This window comes from Fischerella major NIES-592 (assembly GCF_001904645.1).
Lineage (GTDB): Bacteria > Cyanobacteriota > Cyanobacteriia > Cyanobacteriales > Nostocaceae > Fischerella > Fischerella thermalis.
On the sequence record NZ_MRCA01000014.1, the window covers coordinates 1 to 21,518 of the forward strand.

10 protein-coding genes and 1 pseudogene are annotated in these 21,518 nt (G+C 40.7%); 6 read left to right on the top strand and 5 right to left on the bottom strand.

Features of this window, described 5'->3' with window-relative positions; genetic code table 11:
- Nucleotides 1-250 precede the first annotated feature (250 nt).
- The 4 genes and pseudogenes from NIES592_RS19585 to NIES592_RS19605 form a co-directional block, all read right to left on the bottom strand.
- Complete coding sequence (locus NIES592_RS19585) at nt 251-955, bottom strand: hypothetical protein (protein ID WP_062249856.1); 705 nt, start codon at nt 953-955, stop codon at nt 251-253.
- Nucleotides 956-1,272: 317 nt separating this feature from the next.
- Nucleotides 1,273-1,515: pseudogene (locus NIES592_RS19595) on the bottom strand (DUF3891 family protein); the annotation flags it as partial.
- 186 nt (nt 1,516-1,701) lie between these two features.
- Nucleotides 1,702-2,850 carry an alanine--glyoxylate aminotransferase family protein gene (locus tag NIES592_RS19600; protein WP_073556652.1) on the bottom strand — a complete coding sequence of 383 codons (1,149 nt, stop codon included), beginning with the start codon at nt 2,848-2,850 and terminating at the stop codon, nt 1,702-1,704.
- A gap of 284 nt (nt 2,851-3,134) precedes the next feature.
- The gene (locus NIES592_RS19605; RefSeq protein ID WP_073556653.1) at nt 3,135-5,153 is read right to left on the bottom strand and encodes a serine/threonine-protein kinase; all 2,019 of its coding nucleotides are present in this window, start codon (nt 5,151-5,153) and stop codon (nt 3,135-3,137) included.
- Between the two features lie 158 nt (nt 5,154-5,311).
- Between NIES592_RS19605 and NIES592_RS19610 the strand changes: the two genes are divergently transcribed.
- The 5 genes from NIES592_RS19610 (at nt 5,312) to NIES592_RS19630 (ending at nt 20,151) form a co-directional block, all read left to right on the top strand.
- Nucleotides 5,312-7,297, top strand: a complete 1,986-nt coding sequence (locus NIES592_RS19610; protein WP_073556654.1) for a ShlB/FhaC/HecB family hemolysin secretion/activation protein — start codon at nt 5,312-5,314, stop codon at nt 7,295-7,297.
- A gap of 137 nt (nt 7,298-7,434) precedes the next feature.
- Nucleotides 7,435-10,299: a two-partner secretion domain-containing protein gene (locus tag NIES592_RS19615; RefSeq protein ID WP_073556700.1), complete on the top strand. Its 2,865-nt coding sequence runs from the start codon at nt 7,435-7,437 to the stop codon at nt 10,297-10,299.
- 58 nt (nt 10,300-10,357) lie between these two features.
- Complete coding sequence (locus NIES592_RS19620; RefSeq protein ID WP_073556655.1) at nt 10,358-12,724, top strand: two-partner secretion domain-containing protein; 2,367 nt, start codon at nt 10,358-10,360, stop codon at nt 12,722-12,724.
- 85 nt (nt 12,725-12,809) lie between these two features.
- Entirely contained in the window at nt 12,810-17,174 is a 4,365-nt protein-coding gene (locus NIES592_RS19625) for a two-partner secretion domain-containing protein (RefSeq protein WP_073556656.1), read from the top strand.
- A 157-nt stretch (nt 17,175-17,331) separates the two neighbouring features.
- Nucleotides 17,332-20,151, top strand: a complete 2,820-nt coding sequence (locus NIES592_RS19630; protein WP_073556657.1) for a CHAT domain-containing protein — start codon at nt 17,332-17,334, stop codon at nt 20,149-20,151.
- A 76-nt stretch (nt 20,152-20,227) separates the two neighbouring features.
- On the opposite strand, the gene NIES592_RS19635 is transcribed toward NIES592_RS19630, so the two are convergent.
- On the bottom strand, nt 20,228-20,818 hold the full coding sequence (locus tag NIES592_RS19635) for a fasciclin domain-containing protein (protein WP_073556658.1): 591 nt from the start codon (nt 20,816-20,818) through the stop codon (nt 20,228-20,230).
- Between the two features lie 417 nt (nt 20,819-21,235).
- Between NIES592_RS19635 and NIES592_RS26340 the strand changes: the two genes are divergently transcribed.
- The gene (locus NIES592_RS26340; protein ID WP_371915112.1) at nt 21,236-21,328 is read left to right on the top strand and encodes a hypothetical protein; all 93 of its coding nucleotides are present in this window, start codon (nt 21,236-21,238) and stop codon (nt 21,326-21,328) included.
- Nucleotides 21,329-21,518: the final 190 nt, after the last annotated feature.

A 21,518-nucleotide genomic window follows, 5' to 3' on the forward strand; every position in this document is an offset into this window, starting at 1 on the left:
TGCATTTACTGGAGTTCCAGTAGGTGATCCTCTTGAGGCATTTAAAGCGATCGCAAACTTGATAAAAAAAGTGGTGTTGCTAAATTTGGTTATGAATTGTGTTTGTATATATTTTGTAGTTATATGCCAAATCCTTGACCAGACTTAGCATTGCTACGTCTGGTCACCCCGTAAATTGTAAATTCTTATTTTAATTCAGCGCCCATTGCTTACGCACTAACCTGGAGTAGCTGCATGAGTTAATACTAAATCATCTTTTTTTATGTAGCGGTTTGCTGGTAACTCCTTTTTCATATTTCAATGTATAAACGCCGTGTCCTTGTAACACCCGATACCACATACCAGACTGCACACCAGTGGAAAGCATTTTACCAACATTTGTTTTTGCTGTTTTTAACTGTTCTGGTGTTAATTTATCGCCATATAAGTCCCGTACAATAGCATCAATATGAAAATGTAGGTTTGGTCGACGGCGCATCAAAATCAAGATTGCATTTTGTATGGAGTATTCTTGAAATTCAGGTAGTAAAGGTAAAGTTCCAGGTTTTCTGGGAGTCGTCAGTTTGGGAATATCGGAAATGTCTGGTTGTTCCGTTATGGGAGTAGTAGATTTAGAATTTTTGGAATTTAACGTTGAGGTAGATGACAATGACAATGTGGTTACGAGTGAATTTGTCTTATTATCTAATTCTTGTTCTTGCTCAAGCGCCTTGGGTTCTCCCTCTTCCTCAAGGGAATGAAGGTTACCCTCCAAATATGCTTGTGTAGATGATTCAGGTAAACTCTTTTGGAGATGACTCATTTTCTCTTCTAGGGCGTACCCTGAAATAAGAGCTTCTAGAACATTCATCTGGTTGCGAATAAAAGATAGGCGACGCTCTAAATCAGCAGTTTCTAAAATGTAGCGATCGCGTTCTGCTTCTAGTAATCTAAGAATCTCAGATAAATCAGCCATAGTAGTTTCGTTCTTTTTGAAAGGATATAGACAGGTGGACAGCAAAGAAGTTTTTGTGAAAGCCCACACTCGCATCATTAGGCAAAGAGTCTATCGTTTTGTATGTAAAGGATGCAACCTGGTAGTTGAACGCACTTGCTATCCTTCTAGACCTTTGTTTTGTGAACGATGTCGGCCACCAAAACATCATCCTCCACAGCCTCAGTCAAAGACTGAGTTGAAGGTAACACGTGGTAAATCAAAAACTGCAAAAAAACCAATCAAACAACGCAAAAGAGGCTAGATATGTAAAAAACTGTAACCACTACTTTCTAATTATGTTCTTGAGTAGGAAGTTCCGTGAAATGATGGGGATAACCAGTTTGAGGATTAAGTGTAGGAGATTGTTCCCAAACTACCCAACCGATATCATGTTGTTCTGCACCAAAACAAACTTCTTTTCTGTGGACAAAATCATCAAACTGTTCATTACCCCAGATTTGCGCTAATTGACCTGAAAGCCAAGCGTGATTTGGTTGAGTAATACAAATCATTCCCTGTTTTGAGAAGCGATGCAACATGAATCAATACTCGGATTTATTGGCTCAGCAATCTTGATGTAACTGTGCAGCTGTGTTCAGTCCATTATCTTGCTGTCTGGATACACTGCTAATTTCAGTCTAACTCAGGGGAAAGGTAAGGCAAGGAAGATATAGCAAATTTCAAACCTTTACCCTTTCCCCAAAAATTCGTCATATCTGCCTATTCTATTTAGGCAAAACTTGTTGCAGAGCTTCTATGAGTCGGTCTACATTTTCTTTACGGCTGTTGAAACCCATCAGTCCAACGCGCCAGACTTGACCTGCTAATTCGCCAAGACCGCCACCAATCTCAATGTTATGTTCTAAGAGTAACTGGCGTGCGATCGCTTTACCATCGACTCCTTCGGGAATGCGGACTGTTGTAAGAGTGGGTAGACGGTACTCTCGCTGTACATGTAAGGACAATCCAATATCTTCTAATGACTGCCAGAGATATTCTACGTTTTCTTGATGACGTCGCCAGCTGTTTTCCACTCCCTCTTCGGCAATGAGACGCAGTGCTTCCCGGAGTGCATAATACATATTGATGGGTGCGGTGTGATGATAAACTCGCTGACTACCCCAATATTTATGCAACAGCGTCATATCCAAATACCAATTAGCCACTTTTGTTCGCCGCTGTTGCAATTTCTCAACTGCGCGGGGACTCATCGTAAAAGGAGAAGCACCAGGTGGACAACCCAAGCCTTTTTGGCTACAGCTATAAGCTAGGTCAACTCCCCACTCATCCAAAAAGATGGGAACACCACCCAAACTTGTAACTGTATCTATGAGCAGCAAACAGCCAAACTCACGACACAACTCTCCGACACCTTCGAGAGGTTGACACGCGCCGGTGGAGGTTTCAGCATGAACTAAAGCCAAAATAGTTGGGCGATGAGTTTGTACAGCAGTGTGCAATTCATCCAAGGAAAAGACTTGTCCCCAAGGCTTGGTAATGGTTCGCACATCAGCACCATAGCGTCCAGCCATATCTGCAAGTCGATTACCAAAGTAACCAATTACACCTACTAACACTACATCGCCTGGTTCTACGACATTAGCAATAGTTGCTTCCATTGCTGCTGTCCCCGTACCACTAACAGCGATGGTAAGGGGGTTTTCTGTTTGCCATACGTAACGCAGCAACGATTGAATCTCATCCATGACTGCAAGAAAAGCTGGATCGAGATGTCCGAGTGGAGGAGTGTTCATCGCTTGCAGAACTGCAGGATGAGCATTTGAAGGGCCAGGGCCTAACAGCAAGCGTTCTGGTGTGGAAAGAGGCTCTAGTTGCAACCGCTGGTTATTATTGATTGATACTGTCTGCGTCATTATTTCTATTGGGCCAGATCATACTTTCATTACGCATCATACCCTTGAAAGGGAACGAGGAAGAGGGAACAGGGAACTACCTCTGGATTATCTGCAAATCCATAATATATTTCTGGCGTTGCTGAATCAAAATATGAATTTACAATTTACGGGTGTGACCAGACGTAGCATTGCTACTACAAAATGTAGACAAACACAATTCATGACCAATTTCAGCAACGTCATATTTCTTCTCTAGAATTATTGCAGAGATTGCGATCGCTTACTTTAAGATTAGGTTTTAGTTAACGCATCCCACCCCTAAGTCTTTCAGCTTGGAAATAAGAATTATTTGCTTCTTGTTGTTTTCCTAACTCCTTTAAAATTTCTCCTCGAATATCCCAAATATCTGGGTCTTTTGGTTGCAAATCTTTAGCTTTTTCAATAGCTTCTAAAGCTTCTTGAGAGCGTTTTAATTCTAATAATGCTAGTGCTTTACCCACCCATGCTGGATGAAAATCGTCTTTCAATGCAATTGTTTGATCAAAAGCTTTAATAGCTTCTTCGTGATTTCTTAAGGTTTGTGTGAGTAAAATTGCTTGATTAAACCAAACTAAATAATCTTGTGGACGAACTTTACTAGCCTGTCTAAAAGCAAAGAGAGCTTCACTAGGTTTTCCTAATAAATTTAAAGCGTTACCTTTACCAATTAACGCTTCATAAAAATTATTATCTAGTTTGAGTGCCTGTTCATAAGAATCAAGAGCATCCTGGGGACGACTTAGTTTAAGTAATATTGAACCTCTATCAGTCCAATATATTGGATTATTTTTTTTAACCCTGAGGATATCATCATAAGATGAAAGAGCTTCTTGAAAGTATTCCTTAGCAGCTTGTCGTCCTTGCGATTGTTCGATTGCAAAACCTATTTCTTGCCAAATTCTCGGATCATCAGGTCTAATTTGCTTTAGCTGATCCAAATACTGCAAAGCTTCTTGTTTTTGACCCAATGCTAATAAAGATAAACTTTTTCCGCTCAAAGCTTCTGGATTATTATCAATTTTTAGTGCTTTTTCATAAATATTTAATGCTTCTTGATAATTTCGTTGTTTATATAAAACTTTTCCTTTATTAATTAAAATTTTAACTAAAAGTTTTTGGTCTTTTGGCTGGAGAGAAATAGCTTTATTATAAGATTGTAATGCCGCGAAATCTCGTCCTAAAATAAATAAAGCATCCCCTCGTCCTTTCCAAACTTCAGCGGAGTTGGGCTGGATTTCTTTGAGGTAATTAAATTTATCTAGAGCTGCATCTCCTTTGCGTTCATCAAGCAAATTATTAGCTTCATGTAAATAGTATACAGGTCTTATAAATGGATGAATAAATTCTATGCAAGCTATTATTCCTGCTAATAATATTAAGACAATAGGAATTTGCCAAATTTTTATCAATCGTGTATTGGCAAGCACCCCTCGACGATTGGATGAGTAGTAAGTTGGTGGTTGAGTTGGTGGTGAACTAATTTTCGTCTTATTTAAATCTTCAATCACAGCATCTACTGTTTGATAGCGCTGATCTGGGTTATTATGAACCATTTTGGTTAAAATAACAGCAAGAGAATCATCAATTTTAATATCGCTAGGTAAAAGAATATAATCTTTTTCGTCCCATCTTAATTCTCTTGGGTGCATCCCAGTTAATAGTTGAATTGCCGTTAAGCCTAAAGCATAGATATCACTATTAAAACGTGGTCTACCTGCCATTTGTTCTGAAGGAGCATATCCAGGAGTTCCAATCATTGTTTGTGTGACTGAGGATTGCAACGATGGATATTGTTTCTCTAGTTTTTTGACAGAGCCAAAATCAATTAAGACAAATCTCTTATCTCCCTTTCTAATAATCAAATTAGAGGGTTTGACATCACGATGAATAATATTCTTTGCATGTAAATATGCTAATACTGATAAGATTTGTTGCAAGAAATTAACTACTGTCTGTTCTGACCATTTTTGACCAACTAGGTCAGCTAGGGATGTACCTTCTATATATTCTTCAACAATATAATAATTGTTGTTTTCTTCGAGATAGTCAAAAAACTTAGGAACTTGCTGGTTAGTTTGTAAAGTATTTAAAATATTAACTTCTCGGTGAAAGAATCTTTTAGCTGTTTCGAGATCGGCATTGAGAGGGTCGAGTTTCTTGATTGCACATAATACATTAGAGAATGTATCTGTAGCCAGATAGGTTACTCCAAAGCCTCCCCTGCCTAATTCTTGGATGATTTGGTAGCGGCCACATAATAGCTTGTTGTTGCCTTCCGTCATCTTAATATATATTCCTTCATTTAAAGCAATATCTTATAACTACCTATATTTCCTTTTAGCTTCCTAAACTACCTCGTTAAATTTTATTATAATTCTCTATGCTACAAACCATGTTCTATGGTATTTAAGTTTAATTAATAAAAGTTAATCAAGTTTTAATGCACCACCACACTTTGAAACTGAATTTAACTGTTTGTTTCTTGTTGGAAGTTTTAATAGCTTTCTCCGCTGTCAAAGCTTCGGCTGGAAACTTACCATTTAAGCCTCCCAATCCTGAGCGCTTTTCTTTAGAAAATCACGAAACACAGGTCAACACACTCCAGCTAGAAAATACCACAGCTGCTGTGAAAAGCCAAATCAGGCAGGATCATGAAACAGAAATTGGCAACGAAGGTTATTCTTTCAATCCTGATTTTGGGTTCAAATTATATCCTCCCGATGCTTCTAATTCATATGAACTAGTCGGAAGTGAGAAAAACAGAGAGTTGGATAAAATTTTAATCTTATCGCAACTTCCTAGTCCCACTGCTCCTATTCCTCCTGCACCACCACCAAAGCCAATTCCAACGCCGCAACCATCACCTACGCCTCCTTTAGAAGAAACTCCATCTCCACCACCCGAATCTCCACAGCGTCCAGAAATTCCCGGAACTATTACTATTAAGAGATTCGAGTTTGAAGGAAACACAGCATTTAGTGATGAACAATTAAGCAAAGAAACAGCCGAATTTCTTAACCGACCGATAACCTTTGCTGAACTTTTACAGGTTGAAAACAACATTACTAACTTATATATCAAGGAGGGATACATTAATTCCGGCGCGGTGATCCCAGCCGAACAAACTTTGTCACCAGAAGGTGCTGTTGTTAAGGTTCGGATTGTTGAAGGTGGAGTAGAAGATATTAGAGTCACAGGTACGAGGCGGTTAAAACCAGGGTATGTGCGTAGTCGCATTGCTCTAGCAACCTCTAAACCTTTAAATAGAGAAAAACTCTTAGAAGCACTGCAATTATTACAGCTTGACCCTTTGATAGCCAATATTTCTGCGGAATTATCTACAGGTTCACGTCCAGATCAAAGCTTATTAGAAGTTAGAGTTGTAGAGGCAGATTCTTTTAGAATAGATATCTTTGCAGATAATGCTGGTGATCCGAGTGTTGGCACTTTTCGTCGGGGTGTTAGCCTCAGCGAAGGTAATTTATTAGGCTTTGGCGATCGCTTTTCCTTTGAATTTATCAACAGCGAAGGTAGTAACGCTTTTGACGTGGGTTATACATTCCCGATTAATCCTCGCAATGGTACCATTGGTTTTGCAACAGGCAGAACGGCTGTAGGGGTAGTTGAACCACCCTTTGATCGGATTGATATCACAGGTGATTATTATTACTTTGATTTGAATTTACGGCAGCCAATCATTCAAAATCCCAGTCAAGAATTGGCACTAGGTTTAACTTTTTCCCGACAGCAAAGTGAAAGCAGATTATTGGGAGAAAGATTTCCCTTATCAGCGGGTGCAGATGAGGAAGGTAGAACACGCCTTTCCACAGTCCGGTTTTTCCAGGAATACACACAACGCAACTCACAACAAGTCTTTGCATTGCGATCGCAATTTAGCCTTGGTGTAGGGTGGCTTGGTGCTACTGTCAACAGCGATCCCCCAGATAGCCGCTATCTTGCTTGGCGAGGACAAGGACAGTATGTGCGCTTATTAGCCCCAGATACCTTGCTGGTGTTGCGTTCAGAAATGCAATTAGCAACTAGACCTCTTGTACCCATCGAACAAATTCGCTTGGGAGGCTTGCAAACTGTCAAGGGTTATCGACAAGATGAGTTTTTAACAGATAACGGCGTGTTTGCCTCAGCCGAAGTGAGATTTCCCATCCTGCGCGCCAGACAAATTCAAGGACTTTTGCAAATTGTACCCTTTATCAATTTTGGTGTTGGCTGGAATAACTCTGAAAACTCAACTTCCACCCCCGATCCCAATACCTTGATTGGTACAGGCTTAGGTTTGCAATGGCAGATGGGTGACACACTCAGCGCCCGTATTGACTACGCTTTTCCTCTCATCGATGTAGATGACAGAGACCGGACATTACAGGAACAAGGATTGTATTTCTCGATTAATTACAGTCCGTTTTAAAGGTCAAAACAAAGGTTTCACCGCCAGGTACGACAAACCTCACCCCAAGCCCCTCTCCTTCGTAAGGAGAGGGGTGGCGTAGCCGGGGTGAGGTGACTTTCAAGTTAGTCAAAAGTCATTTATTTGTGGGGCTGATCATGAAATCAATTTCGATACTGGTACTCAGCCTATCCTTAGTCACTTGCAGCAGTCTTGCACCTTTAAGTAGAAGCACAGCACAGATTGTTCCCGATGGCAATCTGGGTGGAACAGAAAATTCTGTTGTGAATCCAGATGTGATTAATGGTATACCGAGCGATCGCATCTCAGGTGGTGCAATTCGTGGGTCAAATCTGTTTCACTCTTTTCAAGAATTCAATGTGTTGGAAGGTAGGGGAGCTTATTTTTCCAATCCTAATGGTATTGCCAATATCCTCACCAGAGTCACAGGTGGTAATCCCTCGAATATTCTAGGGAGACTTGGTGTTCTAGGTAACGCCAATCTATTTCTACTCAACCCAAAGGGAATTTTCTTCGGGCCAAATGCCAGTCTGGATCTGAATGGTTCATTTTTGGCAACTACCGCCGATAGTTTTGTGTTTGATAATAACTTTGAATTTAGTGCCAGTAATCTGCAAGCACCACCACAGTTGACTGTCAAAATTCCCATTGGCCTGCGCTTTCGGGATAATCCGGGAACTATTACTGTTCAAGGAAAAGGTCAAGGAACTAGGCGAACATCCGATTTAATTGATACAACAGATGGGCTACGAGTGCAATCAGATCAAAGCTTAGCTTTGATAGGTGGTGATGTTAATTTAGAAGGGGCAACATTAAAAACTGCTGGTGGACAAATAGAATTAGGTAGTGTTGCTGGAGATGGATTCGTCAAATTTACTCCAACCAATAAAGGATTTTCTTTGGAGTATGATGGTGTGCCAAACTTTGGCAATATTCAACTATCGCGAAAAACAGCAGTTGATGCTAGTGGGGAAGGTGGCGGTGATATACAGGTGAGGGGTAAGCGCGTCACCCTTACCGATGGTTCCCAGATTGAAGCAAGTACTCTGAGGTCGAAATCCGGAGGTAACTTGGTGGTGAACGCTTCAGAGTCCCTAGAGTTGAGTGGGTATCACATTTCCTCAGATGGTTTATTTTTTCCCAGTGGATTGTTCAGTCAAGTCTACCCAACAGCAACAGCAAATGCAAGCAATATAAATATTACAACAGGCTCGCTATCTATAAATAATAAGGCCCGAATAGATTCCGGCACTTTTGGCAGGGGAAACGGAGGTGGTGTGAATATCAATGCCAATGATACTGTTTCGTTGGATGGTAAAGATAGTCTTATATCCAGCAACGTATTTTTCGGTGCTGTTGGTGATACTGCGGGCATAAATATTAACACAGGTTCCCTTTTTGTCACCAATGGCGCTCAAATACAATCTGGTGTAGAAGGGCGGGGAAATTCTGGAACGGTAAAGATTGTAGCTCGTGATACCGTTTCTTTCGATGGACGTAGTGAAGGTAGATTTCCTAGTAGTATCCTGACTACTGTACTAGATAGAGGTAGAGGTAATAGTGGTGGAATTGATGTTACCACTGGCTCTCTATTCCTTACTAATGGTGCTGAACTAGACAGCAACACAAGGGGAAGAGGAAATGCAGGGAATATATTTATAAACGCTCAAAATCAAGTTTATTTATCAAATTCTTTTATTAACAGCAAAGTCTCTGAGGGAAGGGGTGTAGGTAATAGTGGCGATATAAAAATTACAACAGGCTCCCTCATACTTAAGGATGGCGCAGCACTAATTGCTGATACAGAAAACCGAGGGAATGCAGGCAATATTATCATTGAAGCTCGTGATTCTGTAATTCTTGAAGGTGAACGTTCTATTGGTCATGGTCGTAAAGTTCCCAGTCAAATTACTACCACAGTCGAACCGAAAGCGGTAGGAGAGGGAGGAGATATTAGTATCTCTGCGGGGTTGCTTTTGCTCAAAGAGGGGACAATTATAAACTCTTCTACTTACGGTCAGGGAAATGCAGGAGATATCAATATTACTACAGGATTGCTTTCTCTAGCTAAAGGCTCTGAGCTTAGTTCCAGTACTTTTGGACAGGGAGATGCAGGCAACATTAAAGTCAATGCTAATTCATTGGTGCTTGATGGCGCTCGACTAAGTACCAGAAGTGATGTTGAAAATCAGCAAGCAGGTAACATAGAAGTTACAACCGCCAAAGATATTGAGTTAGACAATGGTGCATTAATTACAGCCGAGACTAAAGGTGGTCAAGGTAATATTAACCTTCGCTCCCGCGATTTATTCTTACGCCGCAACAGCAACATCACAACAAACGCCACAGGTACAGCGACAGGTGGTAATATCAACATTCAAACTGGTAATTTAGTTGCCCTAGAAAATAGTGATATCAGTGCTAATGCTGAAGAAAGCTTTGGAGGCAGAGTAATTATTAAAGCCGCAAGCATTTTTGGTACTAAGTTTCGATCGCAACGCACACCAGAAAGCGATATTACTGCCTCTTCTGATTTAGGGCCTGATTTCAGTGGTACTGTTGAAATCGACACCGCAGATGTAGACCCCAGTCAGGGATTAGTTGAATTACCAGAAAATTTTACAGATCCTACAGATCAAATTGCCGAAAATCCTTGTCAGAAAGGTTCGGGTAGTTCATTTATTGTCACTGGACGGGGTGGCTTGCCATCCAGCCCGAACAATGACTTGAGCGGTGATAATATTCACGTTGATTTGGTGGAACCTGTTGCTAGTAATAGTAATTCCCCAAATCTGACTATCAAACAATCGCAGCTGATTCAGCCTACCACCAGAAATATTGTCCCCGCTCAAGGATGGGTATTTAACAAAAAAGGTGAAGTCGTTTTGACAGCCTATGATCCTACGGCTTCTAGTTTGGGACGTACTTCTCAAGCGACTGGGGCTTGTTCTTCAGTGAACAGTCATCAGTTATCAGTTATCAGTTATCAATTACCTAATTGATTAGCAATAATCACCAATAACACATTTATCAATATCCTGAAATAAGAAGGCTTCTACTATGCTATGTACAAAATATTATTTATTCGGAAATTACGTAGCTTTATTTTTGCCTACTTTCATTATTTTGTCGTTTGTAGGTGAAGCTACAGCACAAATCATTCCAGATAATAGTTTAGGTGCGGAAACTTCTGTAGTCAATCCAGATGTGATTAATAATCTACCAAGCGATCGCATCTCAGGTGGTACAACTCGTGGCTCTAATTTATTTCATTCTTTCCAAGATTTTAACGTTGGTGAAGGTAGGGGAGCTTATTTTTCCAATCCCAACGGGATTACCAATATCCTCACCAGAGTCACAGGTGGTAATCCCTCAAATATTCTGGGGAAACTTGGTGTTTTAGGTAACGCTAATCTTTTCTTGCTTAATCCCAAGGGAATTTTCTTTGGGGCAAATGCAACTCTGGATTTGGGTGGTTCATTTTTGGCAACTACTGCTGATAGTTTTGTGTTTGACAATAACTTTGAATTTAGCGCCAGCAACCCACAACCACCACCACAGTTGACTGTCAACATTCCCATCGGCTTGCGCTTTCGGGATAATCCGGGAACTATGACTGTTCAAGGAACAGGTAATAATCTCCAGTTCAATCCAGAATTTTTAGAATTTACCAGAAACCCAACTCCTCCAGGTTTAGCAGTGCAACCCGGTAAAACTCTTGCCCTTGTGGGGGGTGATGTCAATTTAGAAGGAGGAAATCTCCTCGCAGATGGCGGCAGAATTGAAGTTGGAAGTGTCGATAGTTCCAGTTTTGTCAGTATCACTCCTATAGATAAAGGCTGGCAACTAGGATACACAAATGTGTCAGGCTTCCGAGACATTTCCCTAACTAAAAAAGCATCAATAGATAGTAGTAGTGATGCAGGTGCTGGAGAGATTCAAGTACAAGGGAGAAATATCAAACTTACCGATGGATCTGCTATTTTTGCTTTCACGGGTTCTCAACCGGGAGGAACCGTCAACGTTAATGCTGCTGACACCTTGGAAGTAAGTGGCATCTCGACCAATGATTCAGTTCCCAGTACCATATACACTGCTGTCTCGCCTGAAAGTTCTGGTACTGGTAGCAATTTAAGCATTCAAGCCAAACGCATCATCGCTAGTGGTGGAGCGCAAATTGGTGCTGACACCTATGGCGCAGGCGCTGCTGGGAATGTTGTGGCAAAAGCATCTGATTTGGTAGAAATACAAGGCAGTGTAGTTATAGATGAAACACTACCACCTGTTCCCACTGCCATTGGTACGATCGCCCAAGCTAGTAGTACAGGCCCAGGTACGAAGTTAACCCTGGAAACACGACGGCTAAAAATCACAGATGGAGGACAGCTAGTTACAGGTACGTTTAGCCAAAGTCAAGCAGGGACATTAGATATTACAGCCTCTGAATCTACAGAATTGAGTGGAGAAGGCAGTGCTATCTCTAGTGTTGTTGGCGATGGGGCAACAGGTAACGGTGGCACTGTGATCCTGAAAACTCCCAAGTTAACTATTCGAGATCAGGCGAAAATCAACGTTGATGGTCAAGGTACTGGGAATGCAGGTGAAGTCAGAGTCACATCTGATACTATTCGTCTGGAAAATCAAGGAGGTATAACAGCACAAGCCAGTTCTGGTAATGGTGGTGATATCTATCTTGATGTGCAAGATTATTTACTGATGAGTGGTGAAAGTGTGATTTCTACTGAGGCTATTAATGGCAATGGTGGCAATATTTACATTAACACTCTCACGAAGAACCGAGGCTTTATAGTTGCCCAACCTTTTGGTAACAACGACATCATAGCTAATGCTGACCAAGGTCAGGGAGGAAAAGTTGTCATTAACTCTAATGGTATCTTTGGGCTATTTGTACGCACTCGTCAAGATTGGGAGAGGTTACGTCCTCAAGATTTAGACCCAAGAAAGCAACCTACGAGTGATATCACAGCTATTTCCCGACAAAATGCCAGCTTGAGTGGTACTGTGCAGTTAAACACCATAGATGTTGATCCTAGTCAAGCATTAGTCGAATTACCAAATAATTTACCAGACCCCAGAGATCAAATTGCCCAAAATCCTTGTCAAAGAGGTATAGGTAGTGAATTTATCGTCACAGGACGGGGTGGTTTCCCACCTAGTCCTAATGAAACTCTGACTGGTAACAACATCCAGGTTGATTTAGTCAAGCCTGTTACTTCTGGAGAAAATTCTCAGAGTGCAAACATTAATCAACCAAAAACTTTTCCCATTGGTGGGCATGATATGATGCCTGCGCAAGGATGGATATTTAACAAAAAAGGTGAGGTGGTTCTGACAGCCTATGACCCTACAGGTAATATTCCTCAACGCAATACCACAACAACTGTAGCCTGTCCTGCGCTTTTTTAAATCAGTTATCAGTTATCAGTTGTGAATTGATAAGTTTTTGTTGGAAGTTAAAAATTGCCCAGAGTATTATCATTAAGGTGTTTCAATGCTACCGATTTTAGATAGTTTCTACCTAAAAAATCAAAAGCGATCGCTCGTCTGTAATCAAAAATATCAAACAAAATATAATTGGCGATCGCTGATTTGGTTCGCCTTGCCCTTAATTACTTTGGGCAGTTTTGCACCTATAAACAAAGCTACAGCCCAACTTACCCCAGATACCAGCTTAGGTGCTGAAAGTTCTGTTGTGAATCCTAATGTTGTTGATGGAATTGATTTAATTACTGGTGGTGCAACTCGCGGGTCAAATTTATTTCATTCTTTCCAAGATTTTAACGTTGATGCAGGTAGGGGAGCTTATTTTTCCAATCCGACTGGGATTACCGATATTCTTACCAGAGTCACAGGTGGTAATCGCTCTAATATTCAAGGTATTCTTGGTGTTTTAGGTAACGCCAATCTATTTTTAATTAATCCAAATGGGATTGATTTTGGTCCGAATGCAACTCTGGATTTGCGTGGTGGTTCATTTTTTGGCAGTACAGCCGATAGTGTATTATTTGACAACTTTGAATTCAGTGCTAGCAACCCACAACCAGTTCCCCAGTTAACGATCAATATTCCCATCGGCTTGCGATTTCGGGATAATCCTGGCAGTATTACTAATCAATCTGTAGTTCAAAATATCAACGGTGATTTTTTTGGTTTGATAGTAGAACCAGGAGAAACTTTTGCTTTGGTTGGTGGGGATGTGATTTTCAACAACGGCACAGTCTTAACACCAGGAGGAAGAGTTGAATTAGGGGGACTCAGACAAGCCGGAACAGTTGCATTGAATCCTGATGGCAGCTTCAGCTTTCCTAATGGTGTGACTAGAGCAGATGTCACAATTAACAACGGTAGTACAGTAGCTGTACTTGGTGACGGAGGAGGTAGCATAGCCATCAATGCCCGTAATTTCGATATTTCTGGGGGTAGTAATCTGTTTGCTGGCATCTTATCGGGTTTTGGCAATCCTAATGCTCAAGCGGGTGACATTGTCATTAATACTACAGACAAGTTTACAATCACGGGTAATGCTGACTCCTCTACGGAAATCAGCAATTTAGTCCAAAACTCAGCAATTGGCAATGCAGGAAATGTCATCATTAACACCAATACCTTAGAAGGTATTGGTAGGTTTGCAATCGGTTCTGCAACTTTTGGGCAAGGAAATGCCGGAAGAGTAAATGTTACAGCTACAGATAAAATATTCTTGCAAGGATTGCCAGAATTAGGTAGCGGCTTTGGTAGTGTAGTGGGGCCTTTTGCGATTGGAAGTGCCAATGATGTTGTTATCAATACGCCATCACTGACTTTAGAAAATTTTGCACAAATAGCTACTTCCACAACTGGGTCAGGAAATGCTGGTAATATCCGTATTAAAGCTTCTGAATCTGTTTCTATAAACAGCGGTTCCATCATGCAAGCTGCTACTTATGCATCTGGGAATGCAGGAGACATCATCATTGATGCGGCCAACGCAGATGTTGTATTTAATGCTGCTAGAATCAGTACTTCTGTTGCTGGTCGCTCAGATGACTTCGGCGTTGATTTAATTGGTACAGGATTGGGAGGCGATATTGTCATTAATGCGCGATCGCTTTCCTTGCAAAATGGTACTCAAGTATTTACCAATACTGCTGGAATTGTAGGAGATAAAGGTTTGCCTAATGCTGGCAACATTGAACTAAATATCTCTGATTCTATAACCCTTCAAGGTACTTCTTATCTTTTGTCTCGCACTTTCGGAGAAGGCAACGCTGGCAACATCAACATTACAACAGGCTCACTTTTTGCAACTGACGGTTCGCAATTAAGTTCAAGTACCTTTGGCAAAGGAGATGCAGGAGATGTAATTATTAATGCTCCAAATGGTACAGTCTCTTTTAACGGTACAGATAATCAAGGATTACCAAGTGCAATTTTTAGCAACGTAGAAACTGGTAGCACTGGTGATGGTGGAGACATCGACATTACTGCTAAATCGCTTTTCTTAATAGGTGGGGGTGAACTAAATACCTTTATCCGTAATGGAATTAATACCAATCCCACTGAGATACCTAACGCCGGAAATATAAAGCTAAATATCAGTGATGCGATCGAGATTTCTGGAGCAAGTGACATACTTGCCTCCAATGGTCGTTACGCCAAAAGTGGTATTTTTAGTAGTGTAGAACCTGGGTCAACAGGTAATGCTGGTGATATTGAAATCACCACAGGATCACTTTTTGTCAGGAATGGAGGAGTATTGTCTGCTAGCACCTTTGGCAAAGGAGATGCAGGCAATATCACAATTAATGCTCCAAATGGTATTGTCTCTTTTGATGGTACAGAAAAACGGGGATTAACCACCAGTGCCGCCTTCAGTACCGTAGAAACAGGAGGCCAAGGCAAGGGGGGAGATATTAATATTACTGCCAGATCACTCTCATTGACTAACGGAGGTCAACTGAATACCTTGGTTCGGGGTACAGATGGCATAAATCTTGGTGGTATAGGTGATGCTGGGAATGTGAAATTAAATATTAGCGATCGGATTGATATTGCAGGAATCGGTAACTTTGGCATTCGCAGTGCTATCTTTAGCAACGTAGAGACTGGTTCCACAGGCAATGCCGGCAATATAGATATCACCACAGGTTCACTTTTTATCAGTGGTGGTGGACAACTAAATTCCAACACCTATAGCACAGGAAATGCAGGGAATATAATCATTAATGCTCCCAACGGTACTGTCTCCTTTGATGGTACAGATAAAATTTTCGGATTTCCCAGTGCAGCTTTCAGTAGTGTGGAAGCAGGAAGTACAGGCACAGGTGGAGATATCATTATCAATGCGAATTCGCTATCATTGACCAATGGTGCCCAACTCAATACATCAGTTCGTAATAATCTTAGTACTCAACCTGATAGGGTTATTAAAGCTGGAGATGTCAAACTAAATGTCAGCGATAGAATTGATATTTCGGGAGTGAGTGACATACTTGACATCAACGGTGTCTATAGCCGTAGCGGGATTTTTAGCAGTGTGGAAAAAGGAGCAATAGGTAACGCTGGCAATATAGATATCACCACAGGTTCACTATTTGTAACCGATGGCGGACAAATTTTTGCTGGTACTGCTGGTAGAGGAGATGCAGGTAATATCACAATCACAGCTAGAGATACTGTCTCTTTTAATGGCAAAGATAACATTGTAGGATTCCCCAGTGCAGCTTTTAGCACTGTGGAAGTAGGAGGCATAGGTAAAGGCGGAGACATCAACATCACCGCTAGATCACTATTTTTGACTAACAGCGGTGAACTGAATACCTTTATCCGTAGTGGTGGCAAGGGTAATGCTGGAAACGTAAAGTTAAATATTAGAGATAGGATTAATATCACCGGAGTTGATAGTGGTATTTTTAGCAATGTGCTTGCTGGAGGAACAGGTAACGGCGGCAACATTGAAATTTATAAAGGTTCACTGTTTGTAAGTGATGGCGGTCAAATTACTGCCAGCACCTCTGGCGATGGCAATGCAGGTAGCATCAAAATCGATGCTAAGTCTCTGTTTGTGAACCGTGGTCAATTGATTACCAATAGTGAAGTAGACAATCGCCAAGCAGGTAACATAGAAATTACGACAGCTAAAGACATCCGGCTAGACAATCAGGCATTAATTAGCGCTACCACCAAAGGCGGTCAAGGTAATATTATCCTCAACTCCCGCGACTTAATTATGCGTCGCAATAGTAACATCAGAACTGATGCCACAGGTACAGCCACAGGTGGAAATATCACCATTGATACCGGCAACCTCGTCGCCTTAGAAAATAGTGATATCAGTGCTAATGCTGAAGAAAGCTTTGGGGGGAGGGTAATTATTAATGCTGATGCTATCTTTGGGACTCAATTCCGGGAAAATCTCACACCAGAAAGTGATATCACAGCCTCTTCTGACTTGGGACCACAGTTCAGTGGTACAGTCCAAATCGACACCGCAGATGTAGACCCCAGTCAAGGATTAGTAGAATTACCAGAAAACCTCACAGATCCAAGCAATCAAATCGCCCAGAATCCTTGTCAGAAAGGTTCTGGCAGTTCATTTATCATCACTGGACGGGGTGGTTTGCCATCCAGCCCAAACAATGACTTGAGCAGTGACAACATTCGCGTTGATTTGCTACAGCCTGTTAACAGTAGTAGCAATTCCCAGAGTGCAACTATTAATCAACCTACGAACCAATCTACAAGTAAGCAAATTGTTCCTGCCCAAGGATGGGTATTTAATGAAAAAGGCCAGGTGGTTCTCACAGCCTATGATCCTAATGCCTCTAATCCTCAGCGCACAAACCAAGTAAGTGCGTCTTGTCCTGCACCATTTTGAAGAAGGTGGGGTGATGGGGTGATGGGGAGTGTGAGGGGTAGTGAACAACTACTAACCACTGTAGAGACGTGCCATGGCACGTCTCTACAACAACCAACAACTAACTACTAACCACTAACCAACAACCAACAACTAACAATGTTATTGGGAGTATAATATGAAACCAAATAAAGGCGTATTTAACCGTAATTTAACTAATCAAGTCAAAAGAATTTATCATAAGCGATCGCTATTTCTGGCGGTTTTATTATTTATCTTTGCGTCTACAGCACCACCTGTGATAGCTAAGGTTTCACAAACAACTCAAATTGTGCAGACTCAATCAGATGCACAACAGCTAGTTAAGCAAGCTACTCAGTTATACCGTTCTGGTCAATTGCAAGAAGCAGCAGTTGTGTGGGAAAAAGCAGTGTCTGTGTTTTCTGCCCAAAAAGATAATTTAAATCAAGCAATGGCTTTGAGCAATCTCTCATTGACTTATCAACAACTTGGACAATGGGAGAAAGCTACAAAAGCCAATCAACAAAGTTTAGTGTTGCTACAAACTCAGCCCCAAAGTCAGGACAAACAGAAAATTTTGGCGCAGGCTTTAGATATTCAAGGCTATTTGCAAAAAGAAGTCGGACAATTTACACAAAGCCTTGAAAGTTGGCAAGAAGCTGCCAAAATCTACAGTCAGATTAAAGAACCTGCAAAGTTAGCACAAAATCAAATCAACCAAAGTCAAGTTATGCAAGATATGGGTCTTTTTCCCCGTGCTTGCAAGACTTTATTAGAAGTATTTAATCAAGAACTTGGAGTTAGCGATTGTCAAGAGTTTAGCCAATTATCATCAGAAGAATTAACAGCAAAACTCCAAAAAATTACCAGTGAATCCCCTTCTGTAACCAAAGTTATAGGCTTGAGAGGTCTGGGTGAATTACTACGTTTTATTGGTCAGCCAGAACAGTCTCAACTTGTCCTAGACAGCAGTTTAATCCTAGCCCAAAAATTAAATTCTCCTCAAGAGCAAGCAGCCACTTATGTCAGTATAGGTAACACAGCTAAAACCTTAGCTGAAAATGAAAGGGTGCGGCGCAGAAGAGAAAATTATTATCAACAAGCAGTAGATGCTTATAGCCAAGCAGCAAAGCTGACCACTTTACCAACTACGCGACAACAAGCACAACTAAATCAGCTTAGCCTCTTGTTAAAACAGGCAAAATATGATCCCGAAAAATATCAACAAGCAAAAGCTTTTTGGTTATCTCTAAATCCTCAAGACTTAAAATTTTCTCCTAGTCGGACAGGAGTGTACGAGCAAATAAACTATGCTCAAAGCTTAGCAGAACTAATTCAACTCGAAAACTCCCAACAAAAGCAAGACTCGCAATTACCAAGTTTTGACGAAATTGATAAGATTTTAGCCGAAGCCGCCACCCAAGCCAAAATTTTAGGAGACAAACAAGCTGAAGCCTATGCACTAGGAAATCGTGGTGCGCTGTATGAGCAAAGAGGTAGTAAAGAGGATTTATCTCAAGCCGAAAAATTTACTAGACAAGCTTTGAATGTAGTTTCTAGCCTAGAATCACCCTACATATCCTACCAGTATTTCTGGCAACTGGGCAGGATACGTAAAGCCCAAGGGGATATACCAGATGCGATCGCTGCTTACACCAAAGCTTACAATGCTCTGCAATCATTACGTAGCGATTTAGTAGCAGTTAATCCAGAAGTCCAGTTTTCTTTTCGATCTAGCGTAGAACCGGTTTATCGCCAACTAGTCGAACTAGAATTGGAGTATGCTCAATCCTTAAAAGCAGATAAAAAAGAACAGGAAAGCCAAAAACGATTAACTCAAGCGAGAAATGTGCTGGAATCTCTACAATTGGCTGAACTCAATAACTTTTTCCGTGAAGCTTGTGTAGAAGCAAATCCCCAACAAATCGATCAATTAGACACGAGCGCCGCAGTTGTTTATCCAATTATTTTATCCAACCAACAACAATCAGATGCAAATGTAGAAAGATTAGAAGTAATTCTCAGCCTGCCAAAACAAGCGCCACGTCTTTACAGTACTACACTTAAAAAGCAAGAATTAGAAGAAACTGTAGAACAAATACAGTCCTTTCTTAAATCTCCTGAACCTACCCTTGAACAGTCCCTGCCTTATTACCAAAAAGTATACGATTGGCTTATTCGGCCTCTCCAGCAAGACTTAGAAACTAACAAAATTAAAACCTTGGTGTTTGTTTTGGATGAAAAATTAAGAAATATTCCCATGTCTGTACTGCACGATGGCAAACAATATTTATTACAAAAATATGCGATCGCCTTAACTCCTGGTTTGCAGCTAATTAACCCCAAACCGCTAACAGACATTAATATCAAAGCCATCACAGCGGGAATAAGTGAACCACGTGAAGGTTTTGAAGGATTACCTCAAGTAAAACAAGAGCTTAAACAAATTGAAGATTTAGGAGTAGCAACAAAGTTACTCCTTAATGAAAAATTTACTACCAAAGAGGTTCAAAACCAAATTCTCAATTCTGATGTTTCGATCATTCACTTAGCAACTCATGCTCAATTTAGTTCGATCGCTGACGATACGTTTATTCTATTTTGGGATCAACGCATGAACGTTAAACAGTTAGGTAATCTCCTACGAAATAACACACTAACTTCCCGTAGACCAATAGAATTATTAGTTCTCAGTGCTTGTGAAACAGCAATTGGTGATCAACGCGCTACTTTAGGACTAGCAGGGGTAGCAGTACGGTCTGGTGCGCGCAGTACAATGGCAACATTATGGTCAGTGCAAGATGACAGTACTGCCAAATTCATGGGTCATTTGTATAGTCAGTTAGAACAAGCTAAAAAGACGAAAATCAACAAAGCGCAAGCACTCCAACAAGCACAACTTGCTTTGCTCAATGATCAGCAATACAGCAATCCTCATTACTGGGCACCATTTGTTGTTGTAGGCAACTGGCAGTAAATGTAAAAATCCCCCAGCTTTACGAAAAACTAAGCTGGGGGACGATCTAATAATATAAAGCAAAATTTGCTAAAGCTTAGAAGTTAACATCAGAGGGCATGAGTAGTCCGCTAATTTGTACAATCACGCCATTTGTGGTACGTGTGGCAGGTTGGTAGACTTTAGCGTTATTTACCTTGACTTCGCCATTAGCATCTTCGGTAATTCTAAGTTCTGTACCTTCTAGAGTTTTGAGTACTCCAGTTTTGATTTGCTCAGGAGTGATTTCGCCAACAATCACGTGATATTTCAAAACTTTAACACGGTTTTCCGGCTGGCTATATTGCTTAAAGACATTACTATCTAAAGAATAAAAGGCATTATCAGTCGGAGCAAAAATTGTGAAATAACCTGGCTTTTTCAGTGTGTCGAAAAGACCAGCTTCTTTCAATTCATCAACCAGATTGGTATATTTCCCATCCTTAGCAAGAGTATCAGCAATGGTACTGTTGGAGTTGCGATAAGGATAGTTGCGATAAGCAGAAGGTTGCAGAAAGGCAAAGCCATAGAATCTTCTAGCTAACACAGGAGAACTAATCATGGTTGTGACACCAATAATCCCCATCACCCAAGCCAATTTGACAAACCATTTTTTGCCAGTTAAGGCAGGAAATCTTTGAGGGAACATAAGACTTACCTGGTAACTCTAAGTTTATGCTAATACTACAAGAGTTCAATGGTAATTTTCGGAAAAAATTATATAATGTTCTAATTAAACGTTGTGAAGTTGATATCATGATATCAACAGTATAAAAATAGTCTGCTAACTTTATATTCCTAGTATCTTGGCTTTCTACATAAAGCCTTGGTTTGTTAAGTTTTTTAATAGCAACATCCTGATTTCAAATTATTAGACATAGTTAGAAAGAAACTTGCGATCGCACAGTGCAAAAAACTTGGAAAGCTTTGCTAGTAGCCAGTAGCAGCTAGCAGACAGTTTTCAAATTGCGATCGCACAAATAGAGAAATTCTGCACAGCCTTCAACCCCAACCAAGCTTGGCTTTTCAGTAGTCTTATCTAAATCAACTTTGCCTGAGTGCAGTTTTGCTGTGGTTACAAGAAGATTTTGCACCTCAAGCAAAGCTTTGGAAAACAACCACTCTGGTTAATGAAAGCGCACTCCTGCTAGGACAATAAGCATTTTGTGTTGGTTACTATATATACTAGTAAATTGCGATTTCCGCAGCTATAAACTAGAAATCCTTAGATTAGAGTCTTGACTTTTTTTACATATAACCTCTAATGTGGATTCATTCTGTAAAGCAAGATATTTAGTTGTAGAAAAGCGAACACATATATACACCGATAAGTTGTCTATATAAATCCA

Excerpts from the sequence above, each read along its gene's own strand:
- NIES592_RS19585 (WP_062249856.1), bottom strand. The coding sequence starts at position 955 with ATGGCTGATTTATCTGAGATTCTTAGATTACTAGAAGCAGAACGCGAT.
- NIES592_RS19610 (WP_073556654.1), top strand. The coding sequence starts at position 5,312 with ATGCACCACCACACTTTGAAACTGAATTTAACTGTTTGTTTCTTGTTG.
- NIES592_RS19630 (WP_073556657.1), top strand. The coding sequence starts at position 17,332 with ATGAAACCAAATAAAGGCGTATTTAACCGTAATTTAACTAATCAAGTC.
- NIES592_RS19615 (WP_073556700.1), top strand. The coding sequence starts at position 7,435 with ATGAAATCAATTTCGATACTGGTACTCAGCCTATCCTTAGTCACTTGC.
- NIES592_RS19600 (WP_073556652.1), bottom strand. The coding sequence starts at position 2,850 with ATGACGCAGACAGTATCAATCAATAATAACCAGCGGTTGCAACTAGAG.
- NIES592_RS19620 (WP_073556655.1), top strand. The coding sequence starts at position 10,358 with ATGCTATGTACAAAATATTATTTATTCGGAAATTACGTAGCTTTATTT.
- NIES592_RS19635 (WP_073556658.1), bottom strand. The coding sequence starts at position 20,818 with ATGTTCCCTCAAAGATTTCCTGCCTTAACTGGCAAAAAATGGTTTGTC.
- NIES592_RS19605 (WP_073556653.1), bottom strand. The coding sequence starts at position 5,153 with ATGACGGAAGGCAACAACAAGCTATTATGTGGCCGCTACCAAATCATC.
- NIES592_RS19625 (WP_073556656.1), top strand. The coding sequence starts at position 12,810 with ATGCTACCGATTTTAGATAGTTTCTACCTAAAAAATCAAAAGCGATCG.